Here is a 14816-nt window from a genome sequence, read left to right on the forward strand (position 1 = left end):
CAGCAACGAATGGAACTTCGAAATAAAAAGCTAACCCATGACGAATTCATGACTGAGCGGCAACAGGTCTTGCAGACCTGGCACACCGGCAAGGACGTTGAGAACTTCGAAGATGGCGTGAAGTACCAGCAAACCATTCCTGAACAAAAACGCTTTTCTCACGCCCTGCTGAAGGCGGACCAGGAAGGTAAAACCCTGAGCCAGCCGCGCGCAGGCGTAGCGCTGATGGATGAACACATCGCCCTGCTCAAAACGCTGCAGGAAGATTGTGATTTGCTGCCCAGCACCATCGATGCCTATACCCGTCTGAATCGCTATGAAGAGGCGGCGGTAGGGATCCAAAAATCCATCGAAGCGGGCACCTCCAAACTTAACGGCTTACCGGTCGTCAACCACGGCGTCGCCGCCTGCCGCCGCATGACCGAAGCGCTGGAGAAACCGATTCAGGTACGTCACGGCACGCCGGATGCGCGCCTGCTGGCGGAGATCGCGATGGCCAGCGGCTTTACCAGCTATGAGGGCGGCGGTATCTCCTACAACATTCCGTACGCTAAGCGCGTCACTCTGGAAAAATCCATCCGCGACTGGCAGTACTGCGACCGCCTGATGGGCCTGTACGAAGAGAACGGCATTCGCATTAACCGTGAACCGTTTGGCCCGCTGACCGGCACCCTGATCCCGCCGTTTGTGTCCCACTCGGTGGCGATTATCGAAGGCCTGCTGGCGCTGGAACAGGGCGTGAAGTCAATTACCGTTGGCTACGGCCAGGTCGGGAGCCTGACGCAGGATATCGCCGCGATTCAGGCCCTGCGCGAGCTGTCCCACGAATATTTCCATAACCACGGCTTTGACGATTACGAGCTGAGTACCGTCTTCCACCAGTGGATGGGCGGATTCCCGGAAGACGAGTCGAAAGCGTTTGCCATTATCTCCTGGGGCGCAGCGGTTGCCGGTATGTCAGGGGCGACCAAAGTGATCACCAAGAGCCCGCACGAAGCGTTCGGTATTCCGACCGCCGCCGCAAACGCCCAGGGGCTGAAGGCCTCGCGTCAGATGCTCAACATGGTCAGCGATCAGAAATTCCCGCCGTGCGCCGCCGTCGAGCAGGAAGTCGAGCTCATTAAGAGCGAAGTCCGCGCCGTGCTGAAGAAAGTCTTCGAGCTGGGCAACGGCGACGTCGCGCGCGGGACGGTGCTGGCGTTTGAAGCGGGCGTGCTGGACGTACCGTTCGCCCCCGCCTCCTGCAACGCGGGCAAAATCCTGCCGGTTCGTGATAACGCAGGCGCCATTCGCGTGCTGGAAGCCGGTTCGGTTCCGCTGCCGAAAGATATCCTCGCCCTGCATCACGATTACGTCGCCGAGCGCGCGCGTTTTGAAGGCCGTAAACCCTCATTCCAGATGGTTGTTGATGACATCAACGCGGTATCCCACAGTAAATTAATAGGAAGACCATAATGAAAATTAAGCAGGCCCTTTTCACCGCAGGCTACTCCTCATTCTATTTCGACGATCAGCAGGCCATCAAAAACGGCGCCGGTCATGACGGGTTTATCTATACCGGCAATCCGGTAACGCCCGGGTTTACGTCCGTTCGTCAGGCGGGTGAATGCGTCTCCGTACAGCTGATTCTGGAAAACGGCGCGGTGGCGGTGGGCGATTGTGCAGCCGTGCAATATTCAGGCGCAGGCGGTCGCGATCCGCTGTTCCTGGCTGAACACTTCATTCCGTTCCTCAACGATCACATCAAGCCGCTGCTGGAAGGCCGTGAGGTTGACCGGTTCCTGACGAACGCCCGCTTCTTTGACGAACTGCGTATAGACGGCCATCTGCTGCATACCGCCGTACGCTATGGCCTGTCGCAGGCGCTGCTCGACGCGGCGGCACTGGCGACCGGCCGTCTGAAAACGGAAGTGGTGTGCGATGAATGGCAGCTACCGTGCGTCCCGGAGGCCATTCCGTTATTTGGGCAGAGCGGCGACGACCGCTATATCGCCGTCGACAAGATGATCCTCAAAGGCGTTGACGTGCTGCCGCACGCGCTTATCAACAACATGGAGGAGAAGCTGGGCCTGAAGGGGGAAAAACTGCGCGAGTATGTGCGCTGGTTATCCGACCGCATCTTAAGCCTGCGCACCAGCCCGCGCTATCGCCCGACGCTGCACATCGACGTGTACGGCACCATCGGTCTGATTTTCGATATGGACCCGGTACGCTGCGCCGCCTATATCGCCAGCCTTGAAAAAGAGGCCCAGGGCCTGCCGCTGTACATCGAGGGGCCGGTGGATGCGGGTAACAAGCCGGATCAGATCCGCCTGCTGACCGCCATCACCCACGAGCTGATGCGTCTGGGCTCCGGCGTGAAAATCGTTGCCGATGAGTGGTGTAACACCTATCAGGACATTGTGGACTTCACCGATGCGGGCAGCTGCCACATGGTGCAGATAAAAACCCCGGATCTGGGCGGTATTCACAACATCGTTGATGCGGTGCTGTATTGCAACAAACACGGCATGGAAGCCTATCAGGGCGGGACCTGTAACGAGACGGAAATCAGCGCCCGCACCTGCGTGCACGTGGCCCTCGCCGCTCGCCCGATGCGCATGCTGATCAAACCGGGCATGGGCTTCGATGAAGGTCTTAACATCGTGTTTAACGAAATGAACCGCACCATCGCACTGTTGCAGGCTAAGGATTAACAGATGGCACGTACATTTAAGATCTTATCGCCAACGGCTATCCTGGGCTATGGCTTCCCGGAAGAGAGCTTTCGTAAGGCCATGGAAGCGTCGCCGGATCTGATTGCGGTCGACGCGGGCTCTTCCGACCCTGGCCCCCACTACCTGGGGGCAGGTAAGCCTTTCACCGACCGGGCGGGGGTAAAACGCGATCTGCGCTATATGATCGTGGCTGGCGTTAAGCACAACATTCCGGTGGTGATCGGTACCGCCGGTGGGTCCGGCGCCGCGCCGCATCTGGAGTGGTGCCGACAGATAATCCTTGAGATTGCTCAGGAAGAGAAGCTCTCGTTCTCTATGGCGCTGATCCCGTCGGATGTCGATAAAGCCACCGTGCATCAGGCGCTGGATGACGGGAAAATCACCGCCCTGGATTTCGTCCCGGCGCTGACCCACGAGGCCATTGAAGAAAGCACCTATATCGTGGCGCAGATGGGTATCGAACCTTTCCAGCGGGCGCTGGCGGCCGGGGCGCAGGTGGTGCTGGGCGGCCGGGCGTACGATCCGGCCTGCTTTGCCGCGCTGCCCATCATGCAGGGCTTCGATGAAGGTCTGGCGCTGCACTGCGGTAAGATCCTTGAGTGCGCGGCGATTGCCGCTACGCCGGGGTCCGGCTCCGACTGCGCGATGGGCATCATTGACGATAACGGCTTTACGCTGAAAACGTTTAATCCGAAGCGTAAATTCACCGAAACGTCGGCCGCGGCGCACACCCTCTATGAGAAATCCGACCCGTACTTCCTGCCGGGGCCGGGCGGCGTGCTGAACCTGAAAGGGTGCAGCTTCAAAGCGGTCAACGAGGGCGAAGTGTACGTCAGCGGTTCCCGCCACGAAGAAACGCCGTATGCGTTGAAGCTGGAAGGCGCCCGCCGGGTCGGCTTCCGCTGCCTGACCATTGCCGGTACGCGCGACCCGATCATGATTGCCGGGATCGATAATATCCTCGAAGAAGTGCAGGCCAGCGTGAAGCGCAACCTCTCGCTGAATGACGACAGCATCCGCATGACGTTCCACCTGTACGGAAAGAATGGCGTGATGGGCAACCATGAGCCGATGCAGTCTGCCGGGCACGAGCTGGGTATTTTGCTGGATGTCGTAGCCCCCACCCAGGATATCGCCAACAGCGTCTGTTCGCTTGTGCGCTCTACCCTGCTGCACTACGGCTATGAAAACCGGATCGCAACGGCGGGCAACCTCGCGTTCCCGTTCTCCCCTTCCGACATTCAGAGCGGCCCGGTGTATGAGTTCTCAATTTACCACCTGATCGAAGCGAGCGACGCGCTGCGTTTTGATTTCCACCTCGAGCAGGTCACGCCAGAAGGAGTTCAGCTATGAAACACGGTATTTGCTCACTGGCGCAGGTCATTCGTTCTAAAAACGCCGGGCCGTATGAGCTGGTTCTGGATATTTTATTTAAAACGCGTGAAGACTATCAGCGGGTAAAAGCCTCGGAGCAGTTAACGCCGCAGCTTATTGCCCGTTTATATAACGTTAAGCCTGACTTTATTCATCGCATTATCTGGTTCGATCCGGCCAATGCGGTCAAAATCGTCATGCCTCGCGATATTATCTCCGGCAACGTCGGCGACAATGATGTCTATGGTGCCCAGCAGCATGCACCGTTATTAAGTATCGAGTTCGATCTGTAACACTACAAATACAACAACGTCCATTGGGATATAGATATTTGCTGTATCACTGTATTCCAGATAATTCATGCGGTTGGTCACAACAAACGTGCGTCTGAGCGGTTCGTCAGGGCTCAGGCGCACGCGCCCCTACACATTAACCAACCTTTATCCGATGGAGTAAACATGAAAAAAATAAGCTTAACGAAAATGATCATATTAGGTTTGATACTCGGCATGATAGCCGGGGTGGTCATTAATAATATGGCATCAGCAGATACAGCAAAAACGTACGCGCAGGATATTTCTATATTTACCACCATATTCTTACGCATGGTGAAAATGATTATCGCCCCGCTGGTTATTTCCACCCTGGTGGTTGGCATAGCCAAAATGGGTGATGCTAAAACGCTTGGCCGAATATTCTCCAAAACCTTTTTCCTCTTTATTTGCGCCTCGCTGCTGTCCATCGCGCTGGGGCTGGTTATCGTCAACATCTTCCAGCCTGGCGCAGGCATTAACTTTGTTCCCCATGACGCCGGGGCCGTTGCGGCCGTTCAGTCCGAGCCGTTCACGCTGAAAGTGTTTATCTCTCACGCGGTACCGACCAGCATCGTTGATGCCATGGCCCGCAACGAGATTTTGCAAATCGTGGTGTTCTCGATTTTCCTCGGCTGCAGCCTGGCGGCCATTGGCGAGAAAGCCGAACCCATCATTAAGGTGCTCGACTCTCTGGTGCACGTGATGCTGAAGCTGACGGGCTACGTCATGCTGTTTGCACCGCTGACCGTGTTTGCCGCGATCTCCGGACTGATTGCCGAACGGGGTCTGGGCGTGATGGTCAGCGCCGGTATTTTCATGGGCGAGTTCTACATGACGCTCGGCCTGCTGTGGGCGATTCTGATTGGCCTCTCCACGCTGATTGTCGGTCCGTGCATCCGTCGTCTGACAAAAGCGATTTTCGAACCTGCGCTGCTGGCCTTTACGACCTCAAGTTCAGAAGCGGCTTTCCCGGGTACGCTGAACAAACTGGAAAAATTTGGCGTCTCCTCAAGGATTGCCAGCTTTGTCCTGCCCATCGGCTACTCCTTTAACCTGGTCGGCTCAATGGCCTACTGCTCGTTTGCGACCGTGTTTATCGCCCAGGCGTGCAACATCGAACTGAGCATTGGCGAGCAGATCACCATGCTGCTGATCCTGATGCTGACCTCTAAAGGAATGGCGGGCGTGCCGCGCGCATCGATGGTGGTTATTGCCGCCACGCTCAACCAGTTCAACATTCCGGAAGCGGGCCTGATTCTGCTGATGGGGGTCGATCCGTTCCTCGACATGGGCCGTTCCGCCACCAACGTGATGAGTAACGCGATGGGTGCCGCTATCGTCGGTCGCTGGGAAGGCGAGCACTTTGGCGTCGGCTGCCGCGGCAAGGTTCCGGCCAAAGAAAGCACCGCTTCAGAAACTGAAATCGCCATGTATTGATTACAAAGGCCAACCGTCGTTGGCCTTTCGTCTTACGATGACAGGATAACCCCATGAAGATAAACATTTTCGGCGTCAGCCTCTTATCCGTGAGCCTGTTGTTTAGCGCCGCCGCGCTGGCGCAACCCGCGCCGGACTACGCGCAGCTGCTTGAGCAGGCTCACCAAAAATTCAAAGGTAATCATGAGGGGAAGGTCGCCGACTACATCCCTGCCCTGGCGACCTATAGCCCCGACAATTTCGCCATCACCCTCGCCACGGTCGACGGCAACATTTACCAGGCTGGCGACGTGAAAAAAGCGTTTCCAATGGAGTCGCTGAGCAAAGTTTTCACCCTGGCGCTGGCGATGGAACAGCGCGGTCCGCAGGAGGTGCTGGATAAACTCGGCGCCAGCGCGACCGGTCTGCCCTTCAACTCCGGCTTAGCCATTGAGCTGACCAAAGGTGCGCCGGAAAACCCGCTGGTGAACGCGGGGGCGATGAGCACGGTCAGCCTGATTGAGGCGAAAGATAAGACCGACCGCTGGAACACGATCCTCAGTAACCTGAACGCGTGGGCCGATGCCTCGCTGACCGTCAACGAGCCGGTGTTCAAATCAGAAATGGAGACCAATCAGCATAACCAGGCGCTGGCGATGCTGATGGCGTCCTACAACAGCTTTTATGGCGATACCCGGGAAGCCGTTGAAATCTACACCCGCCAGTGTTCCGTAGACATCACCGTTGAGCAGCTCGCCAAAATGGGTGCGGTGCTGGCGAACAAGGGCAAATCGCCTTTCAACGGTAAGCAGCTGCTGAATGAACGCTACGTGCCGCAGGTTCTGGCGGAAATGGCGATTGCCGGACTGTACGACGGCAGCGGCAAATGGCTGTACACCGTTGGGATCCCGGCGAAGAGCGGCGTCGGCGGCGGCATGGTTGCCATCGTGCCCGGGCAATACGCCATCGCGGTCTACTCGCCGCCGCTGGATGCCGCCGGGAATAGCGTTCGCGCCCAGCAGACGATTGCGTATGTCGCCGGGGCGACGCAGGCCAACCTCTTTTTAGCCCATTGATCCTAACAGTCTGTGATTTTGTCAGCCGGGCGCGGCAGCTGCGCCAGCGCCCGGTAAAAACAACCACAAAGTGAGAAGTACTATGTCTAAACCATTTGTCTGGCAGGACCTGTTTGTTCAGAGTAACGATACGACGGAATATGAACTCCTCAGCACACAGCACGTTACGGTGACGGAGCTAGAGGGCGAGGAGGTCATTAAGGTGGCGCCTGAGGCCTTGACCCTGCTGGCCCAGCAGGCCTTTTATGAAGCCTCATTTTTCCTGCGCGCCGGACATTTAACGCAGATAGCCAGCATCCTGCACGACCCGCAGGCCAGCAGTAACGACAGGTATGTCGCCCTGCAGCTGCTGCGCAACGCCGAAGTATCGGCAAAAGGCGTCCTGCCAAACTGTCAGGATACCGGCACGGCCACCGTTGTGGCGAGCAAAGGCCAGCACGTCTGGACCGGCGGGGATGACGCCGAAGCGCTGAGCAAGGGGATTTACGCCACCTTTAGCGAGTGCAACCTGCGCTATTCGCAAAACGCACCGCTGGACATGTATACCGAGGTCAATACCCAAACCAACCTGCCGGCGCAGATAGACATCAGCGCCACGCCGGGGAGCGAATATCGCTTCCTGTTTGTCAATAAAGGCGGCGGATCGGCTAACAAAGCCGCGCTGTTCCAGGAAACGAAATCCATTCTGCAGCCGGATAAACTTACCGCGTTCCTGATCGAGAAGATGAAGTCGCTCGGCACCGCGGCCTGTCCACCGTACCACATTGCCTTTGTGGTCGGCGGCCTCTCTGCCGACCAGGCGCTGAAGGTGGCGAAGCTGGCCTCCACAAAATATTATGACAACCTGCCCACCAGCGGGAACGCGCTGGGCCAGGCGTTCCGCGATACGGCGCTGGAAGCCACGCTGCTCAACGCCAGCCGCGAATTCGGCATCGGCGCCCAGTTCGGCGGCAAGTACTTCGCGCACGATATTCGCGTCATCCGCCTGCCGCGTCACGGCGGCTCCTGCCCTGTCGCCATGGCGCTCTCCTGCTCCGCCGACCGCAATATCAAAGCAAGAATCAACAGGCACGGCATCTGGCTGGAGAAGCTGGAGCATAACCCAGGGAAATATATCCCCGAGGCCAGCCGTGATGAAAACGACGCCCGAGCCGTACAGATCAACCTGAACCGCCCGCTGCGCGAGATCCTGCGCGATATGTCCGCCCTGCCGATCGGCACCCGGCTGTCGTTAAGCGGCCCGATCGTGGTCGCCCGCGATATTGTCCACGCAAAAATCAAAGCGCGGCTGGATAACGGTGAGCCGATGCCGGAGTACATGAAAAACCATATCGTCTATTACGCCGGTCCGGCGAAAACGCCGGAGAATCAGGCATGCGGCTCCCTCGGTCCAACCACCGGCGGGCGCATGGACGGCTACGTCGATGCTTTCCAGGCCGCAGGCGGAAGCCTGATCATGCTTTCCAAAGGTAACCGCAGCCAGCAGGTCACCGATGCCTGTCATAAGCACGGCGGCTTCAACCTCGGCAGCATCGGCGGTGCGGCGGCCCTGCTGGCGCAGCAGTATGTGAAAAGCCTGCGCTGCCTTGAGTATCCCGAACTGGGCATGGAGGCGGTGTGGATGATGGAGGTCGAAAATCTGCCCGCCTTTGTGCTGGTTGACGACAAAGGGAATAATTTCTTCAGCCAGTTTGAGCAGCAGCATCGCTGCGCATCCTGCCCTGCCGGACATTAAGGAGCGACTATGGAAGCGCGAGCTAACGCAGACAAACACCGCCAACGACAGCAAAAGCGCAAAGAGCAGGTTGATATCCGCGTGGCGGCGGCAACAGAGAAGAGAGGCATTCTGATCGTCTTCACCGGCAACGGAAAAGGCAAGTCCACCGCCGCCTTCGGCACGGCGACGCGTGCCGTCGGCCACGGTAAAACCGTTGGCGTCGCGCAGTTTATTAAAGGCCAGTGGGATAATGGCGAATACAACACCCTGCATCCGCTCGGCGTCGAGTTTCACATTATGGGCACCGGCTTTACCTGGGAGACACAAAACCGGGAGACGGATATCCAGGCCGCAACGGCGGTGTGGCAGGAGAGCAAACGCATGCTGGCTGACCCGAGTTACGACCTGGTGGTGCTGGATGAGCTCACCTATATGCTGGCTTATCACTATCTGGATACTCAGGAGGTGATCGCGGCGGTTGAGAACCGTCCAGTGCAGCAGACCGTGATCGTCACCGGGCGCGGCTGCCACTCGCAGTTACTGGCGCTTGCCGACACGGTCAGCGAAATGCGTCCGGTGAAACACGCATTTGACAGCGGTATTCAGGCGCAGGAGGGCGTTGACTGGTAAGCGTGTCTGTACCGGATGGCGCGCCGCGCTGCCGCCATCCGGTGTTATTACTCTACCGGCGAGACCACTGATTTTTGTAATAGCCACTCGCGGAAGGTTTGTAACGGCAGGGATTGAGCCTTTTCCTCTCGCCACGTCATGATGAAGCGGTTGCCGGTGCGGATAGGAACATCACAGGGGATAACCATCTCGCCGCAGTCCAGGTCATGCTGGATGGCGAAGCGGGGAAGCAGCGCGACGCCAAGATTCGAGCGTACTGCGGCAATCAGCATTGAGAGGAGGTCAAAGCGCGGGCCAAGGTTCACGTCCGGACTGGTGATACCGGACAGCGCAAACCACTCCTGCCAGCCATTGATGCGAGTGCTTTGGTGTAACAGCGGAAACTCCCTTAGCAGCTCCTCCACCCCCAGCTTCTGCTCCGCGCTGGGGAGCAAACTTCGGCTGCAGACCGGCAGGATCTCCTCTTCAAATAAATAATCGACTTCCGACCACGGGGGACAAAAATCGGCGCGCATAATAGCCGCATCGTATTCACGATTTAAAAAATCGCCGATATTGGCCAGCGAGTGAATGTTAACAATAATATCAGGATTTAATTTATTAAACTCCCATAAATTAGGGATCAGCCAATGCGTACTGAAGGTGGGATTTACCGCCAGCTCCACAACCTGAACGGCAGGCTGCCAGGACATTATCATATTTGTATCGCGTTCCAGCTTATTAAGCGTCTCTTTGACGATATTCAGATAATGCTTTCCCGCTGCATTCAGAAAAATCCGCTTTTTGGCATGATTAAATAATGAGGTGTGTAAAAACTCCTCCAGGGCCGTCACCTGTCTGAACACTGCACTCTGCGTTAACGCCAGCTCTTCTGCGGCGCGGGTATAGCTTTCGTGGCGCGCCACAACTTCGAACGTCACCAGCAGCTCGCTCTTGGGGATTTTTCCTCTCATCATGTCTTCCATTCATGGTGGGTAACAGTAATTTTTTGAAGCGAATAAACCCTGCTTCAGAACGATACCGCCATTATATTTTAGTTATGCTCCGTCGGCAGTGATCCACACCATGATTTAATCAGTTTTGCGCGTCAGGCCAAACTACTTGCTGAAAATGAAATGAAACATGAAAAATTATTAAGACCTGTTCAATTTGTGCCTTACATAATGGCGGCAGTGCCTTATTATACGAAAAACCGTATGGGCATTAAAAACAGGAATAGTGCAGGACAAGACGTTAAAAAATATAAAACAAAACGTTGTGCTAAAAATAGAGCGGGGTTTTGTGTACGTCCTTTCGATAACCGGCGCACCAGCGCCTCTTCAGCACGCATGCTGAAACCGGCTCAAAACAAAAAACCCAGGTCGCATAACGACCTGGGTTTCGAATTTGGCGGAAGCGTAGAGATTCGAACTCTAGAACCCTTTCGGGTCGCCGGTTTTCAAGACCGGTGCCTTCAACCGCTCGGCCACGCTTCCAAAGTGAGGCGCACTATAAACATCTATTAGCGCCTTGTAAAGCAGGAATTTTTCTAATTTTACCCACCGGCGTTTGACTGCGCAAAAATCACCCAGACGCTGACGGCGCATCGGTCTCTGCTCGCTTGTACATACCGTAACACAGCAACGCTCATCCTTTTAAATCGCTCTGGTATAGAATGCCACAAAAATAAACGGTCATTTGTTGTGTAATTGTTATAAATCTGAGCAGTCACAGATTTTAGAAATTACTGCCATGCAGTGTTACTGGTTGATGATGAAAATCAAAAATACGTTTTGCTTACATATCCTGATGGCGACCCTGGCCATTTTGTTCCTGTGCGTTCACCCGCTGGTGACGAGCTTCGATCCGCCCCTCACCTTCCAGCCGCTGATTAAATCAATGGACGGCACGCCGAAAGAACAAGCGGAAAAAATTGCGACTATTTCCCACGCCCTGGAAGGGAATGCTATTTTCTTCATTGGCGCGTCTGAGGTTGCCACCTCAGAAGATGAACATTACGCTGTATATAATTACTTTAATAAGCAATTGCACACGCCCGTCGTGGCGTATGGCGATGCGTTTGTCGATGACGAAACGCAATTTTTACTGTTCTCGCGTTTTAAAAATAGCCTTAACGCAAACAGTAAAGTGGTTTTGCTTCTGGCACCTGACAGCTTTTACTCAAAAGGTCTGCCACCGGCTATCTATGCCGATAATTTCCCCGGTTCTATTTTTAATCCGCTGATGAAGGATCCGCAGGCGCGCCCGCTGCTGGTTAATTATTTAAAGCATATTGATAGTAAAGACATAAGCCATTTAACCTTTGGCCAAATGCGCGTCTTTGGCTGGCACCCCGACCTGATATGGGACGAGCTCAGCTTCCAGTTTGCGAACGTCTGCACCCTGATAAAAAACGACTGGCTGGCGCTGCTCAACGTCACGCCCCGGACGGTACAGCCGTGGCCGCAGCAGCCAACCACCCACATCGCCCCAGACTGGGATAAAGAGCTGGCGAACGCGCGCGAGTTAAATAAAAAACGCCAGCAGAGCGCGGCCACGCTGTGGATGGACAAAACGATTTACGAAGAGGACGGTAAGCCACAGCAGTGGGATGACACGCCGGTCGTGCCTGCGCAAATCGCCGCGTTCAGTAAAACCGTTCAGCTGCTGAAAGAACGTCACGTGCAGGTGATTGCTATCGTCGACCCGGTTAACCCCTGGGCGCTTTACAATACCGATACCTTCCGCCCGGTTGATAAGCAAATTAAAACCATTCTGGAAAAGAACCAGATCCCTTATTTAGATATGTACGCCATGCCTTATCAGAATGGCTGGAACTGGGATCGTTTGCACCCTTCCGAACTGGCCTGGGTTCCTATGATTCGCTTTATTGCACAGAGTTTTAAATGATGAAAATCGCGATCCGTCTTTTTTTCCTTTATCTCCTGCTGGCGATCACCATCGTCGCGTGGACCTCTGTCGATGACAGCATGAGTATGCAGCTGCATTTTGAATATCAAAAGTTCTGAGGCCGAATGATGTATAGCTCAGGCATGTTTTTTGTTTATTTGTTTTCCTCCGCCCTGGCGTTTGCGCTGGTCAATCGCGTATTACGCCATCGCCTGACCTGGCTGTCGGCGCTGTCGGTACTGACGGCAGTCGGCTGGGGCTATATATTTCAGGGGGATTATATTGTCCCGGCGGCCGTATTTATCACCTTTTATGTGCTCGCGACCTTTAAAGAAAAAGGCTGGTTAAAAACCTGGCAGGCAATCATTTTAACGTTGCTGCCCTTATTTTTAGTGAAGCTGCATTTAAATAACCACTGGGGCATGATTGGCCTCTCTTTTATGACGTTCCGCGCGGTGGACGTGCTGCTCTATCGCAGTAAAAAAGAAGGTCAGAATTTCCTGCACTATTTCTGCTATCTGTTTATGCCCTTTATCATCCTGGCCGGCCCCATGTACCGCTGGCGGACATGGATGAGCGATGTCAGCAAGCCCGTATTTGCCCTTAACCGTGAACAGTTTTTAGTCGCGTTAGAGCAAATCATTACCGGCATTGTCCAGAAGTTCCTGTTTGCCATGCTGGTCGATTCGCTTGTCGTGCAGCCCTGGAGCCATAAGCCGTTTACGCTGACCGTGGGCGTGGTGATGTCGATTGCCTATAGCACCTACCTGTACTTTGATTTTGCGGGCTACAGCAATATGGCCATCGGCGCAGGCCGCCTGTTTGGGCTCAACATTCCGGCAAACTTCAACATGCCGCTTCTGGCAAAGAACCCGCAGGATTTCTGGCGCCGCTTCCACATCAGTTTGTCTGAATGGCTGCGCGATGTGGTCTTTATGCCCGTTTATATGAACCTGATGAAGTTCAACTTTTTCCGTCAGAACAAAACGCTGGCGCAAAATATCGGTATTTTTTGCACCCTGTTCTGCATGGGGGCATGGAATGGCCTGGAGCGCCATTACGTTATCAGCGGCGCGCTGTTTGGCGCGATTTCCGTCACCCATAACATGCTGCTGTGGTCAGCCAAACGCAGCCCGGCATTGCAACGCGGTTTGCAGTATCCGGCCGTTGCGTTTTTAGGGCGAATTCTGACGCTGGGAAGCGCCGCGGGATCCCTTTACATCTTTAGTGGAATGTCACCTCTATGAAAAATCACTCCGATCTTCAGGAACTGCAGGATTTCTTACGTGCGGCATTATGCGATCCCGCCTCTCCGCAGCAACTGGCCATCAGCGGCAGCGACGAAGCCTTAAGCTGGCTACAGCTTTCTGCTGCCGTGACGGACTGGGCACAGCGCTATCAGCGTTGCCAGCCTGCTGCCGGTACGCCGGTTGTCCTGTACGGACACCAGCAGGCCGAGTTCGCCGTGGCGATTTATAGCTGCCTGCTGCACAACATTCCGTACATCCCGGTGGACTGCATCTACCCGCAGGAGCGCCTGCGGGAGATCTGCCATCTGGCCAATGCCCCTTACTATTACGACGTCGCGACCCGGCAGTTTATCGCCACCGGTGAACCGGGCAAGGTGCTGGAGGAGCAGGATCTGGCCTACATCATGTTTACCTCGGGCAGCACCGGTAAACCTAAAGGCGTGCAGATTGGGCGCGAAAGCGTATGGCACTTCATGAAATGGGTCAGCCAGCACTTTTCACTGCCGGAAAAACCGGTCCTGATGAACCACGCGGTATTCAGTTTTGACCTCTCCCTGATCCCTTTGCTGGCGAATCTGGCGATGGGCGGACACATCGTGCTAAACGCCAAAGAGGATATTCAGAAAGAGAACTGGCTGGAGCGACTGAAAAGCAACGCGGTCTCCGCCTGGGTTTCCACCCCCTCTTTTGCGTACCAGCAGCTGCTTTCCCCGCAGTTCAACAGCGAGTATTTGCCTGCGCTGAGCGTCTTTATCTTCATTGGTGAAGTGTTAAATAAGGCGCTGGTTAAACAGCTCCGCCGCCGTTTCCCGCAGGCCAAAATCATCAACTCCTATGGTCCAACGGAAGCGACCATCGCGACGACCGTGGTTGAAATCACGGATGAGATCCTGAACAGCGACAGCGCCGTGCTGCCGGTGGGGGTCATGATGCCTGAGAGCAAAATGGAAATTTCCGCCGACGGCGAGCTGATTATCTGGGGTAAAAACGTCATGCGCGGCTACCTCGGCCTGCCGCAGGAGAACGCGGAAAAATTACTCCGCCGGGAAAATGAAGCGTTTCGCGGCTACCGGACCGGCGATCTGGGCTACGAAGCGGGGCTTATCTATTGCCAGGGCCGCAACGATAGCCAGGTCAAACTGAACGGTTACCGTATTGAAATCAATGAGATTGAAAACCGCCTGCTGGCCATGTCCGGCATCAACGAAGCGGTGGTTCTGCCGCTGATGAAATCCTGCGGCAGCGTGCTGCGCATTGCCGCGTTCTGCGTGACGGATATGGCGCCGGATACCATCAAAACGTCGCTGTCGAAGGTGGTTCCGCACTATATGGTGCCTTCACAAATTATCGTAAAAGACGCTTTGCCGCTGAATCCTAACGGCAAAATTGACCGCAAGCTGCTGGACGCTTACGCCCGCACAAATTAATGACTC

At 55.4% G+C, this 14816-nt stretch carries 13 protein-coding genes and 1 tRNA gene; 12 read left to right on the forward strand and 2 right to left on the reverse strand.

All coding sequences use genetic code 11. The annotated features are described in order from the left end of the window. Positions 1–9: 9 nt before the first annotated feature. From NQ230_RS15420 to cobO, 8 genes are all read left to right on the forward strand, one after another. Complete coding sequence (locus tag NQ230_RS15420; protein WP_121425789.1) at positions 10–1455, forward strand: methylaspartate mutase subunit E; 1446 nt, start codon at positions 10–12, stop codon at positions 1453–1455. Beyond that, positions 1455–2696, forward strand: coding sequence for a methylaspartate ammonia-lyase (locus tag NQ230_RS15425; protein WP_257258117.1), 1242 nt, complete (start codon positions 1455–1457; stop codon positions 2694–2696). The genes NQ230_RS15420 and NQ230_RS15425 overlap by 1 nt, the downstream gene beginning before the upstream one ends. A 3-nt stretch (positions 2697–2699) precedes the next feature. Then, the gene (locus NQ230_RS15430; protein ID WP_219324107.1) at positions 2700–4070 is read left to right on the forward strand and encodes an acyclic terpene utilization AtuA family protein; all 1371 of its coding nucleotides are present in this window, start codon (positions 2700–2702) and stop codon (positions 4068–4070) included. After that, on the forward strand, positions 4067–4384 hold the full coding sequence (locus NQ230_RS15435) for a DUF4387 domain-containing protein (RefSeq protein ID WP_121425786.1): 318 nt from the start codon (positions 4067–4069) through the stop codon (positions 4382–4384). The genes NQ230_RS15430 and NQ230_RS15435 overlap by 4 nt, the downstream gene beginning before the upstream one ends. A gap of 165 nt (positions 4385–4549) precedes the next feature. Next, a complete protein-coding gene (locus NQ230_RS15440) occupies positions 4550–5842 on the forward strand; it encodes a dicarboxylate/amino acid:cation symporter (protein ID WP_257258118.1) in 1293 nt (430 codons plus the stop codon). Between the two features lie 53 nt (positions 5843–5895). Then, positions 5896–6897, forward strand: a complete 1002-nt coding sequence (glsA, locus tag NQ230_RS15445) for a glutaminase A (protein WP_257258119.1) — start codon at positions 5896–5898, stop codon at positions 6895–6897. 82 nt (positions 6898–6979) lie between these two features. Further along, a complete protein-coding gene (locus NQ230_RS15450) occupies positions 6980–8632 on the forward strand; it encodes a class I fumarate hydratase (protein WP_257258120.1) in 1653 nt (550 codons plus the stop codon). 9 nt (positions 8633–8641) lie between these two features. Then, the gene (gene cobO / locus NQ230_RS15455) at positions 8642–9244 is read left to right on the forward strand and encodes a cob(I)yrinic acid a,c-diamide adenosyltransferase (RefSeq protein ID WP_159513800.1); all 603 of its coding nucleotides are present in this window, start codon (positions 8642–8644) and stop codon (positions 9242–9244) included. Positions 9245–9291: 47 nt separating this feature from the next. Here cobO and NQ230_RS15460 read toward each other — a convergent pair whose 3' ends face one another. Next, complete coding sequence (locus tag NQ230_RS15460; RefSeq protein WP_121425781.1) at positions 9292–10197, reverse strand: LysR substrate-binding domain-containing protein; 906 nt, start codon at positions 10195–10197, stop codon at positions 9292–9294. A gap of 434 nt (positions 10198–10631) precedes the next feature. Beyond that, a tRNA-Ser gene (locus NQ230_RS15465) sits at positions 10632–10719 on the reverse strand. 277 nt (positions 10720–10996) lie between these two features. Between NQ230_RS15465 and NQ230_RS15470 the strand changes: the two genes are divergently transcribed. The 4 genes from NQ230_RS15470 to NQ230_RS15485 are packed head-to-tail and all read left to right on the forward strand — an operon-like array spanning position 10997 to position 14810. Beyond that, on the forward strand, positions 10997–12133 hold the full coding sequence (locus NQ230_RS15470) for a D-alanyl-lipoteichoic acid biosynthesis protein DltD (RefSeq protein ID WP_257261348.1): 1137 nt from the start codon (positions 10997–10999) through the stop codon (positions 12131–12133). Then, complete coding sequence (locus NQ230_RS15475) at positions 12130–12252, forward strand: hypothetical protein (protein ID WP_023335174.1); 123 nt, start codon at positions 12130–12132, stop codon at positions 12250–12252. The genes NQ230_RS15470 and NQ230_RS15475 overlap by 4 nt, the downstream gene beginning before the upstream one ends. Positions 12253–12261: 9 nt before the next feature. Next, positions 12262–13380, forward strand: coding sequence for an MBOAT family O-acyltransferase (locus NQ230_RS15480; RefSeq protein ID WP_257261349.1), 1119 nt, complete (start codon positions 12262–12264; stop codon positions 13378–13380). Next, positions 13377–14810, forward strand: a complete 1434-nt coding sequence (locus NQ230_RS15485) for an AMP-binding protein (protein ID WP_213821811.1) — start codon at positions 13377–13379, stop codon at positions 14808–14810. The genes NQ230_RS15480 and NQ230_RS15485 overlap by 4 nt, the downstream gene beginning before the upstream one ends. The last annotated feature ends 6 nt before the right edge of the window (positions 14811–14816 follow it).

The organism is Enterobacter asburiae, from assembly GCF_024599655.1.
GTDB classification, from domain to species: domain Bacteria; phylum Pseudomonadota; class Gammaproteobacteria; order Enterobacterales; family Enterobacteriaceae; genus Enterobacter; species Enterobacter asburiae_D.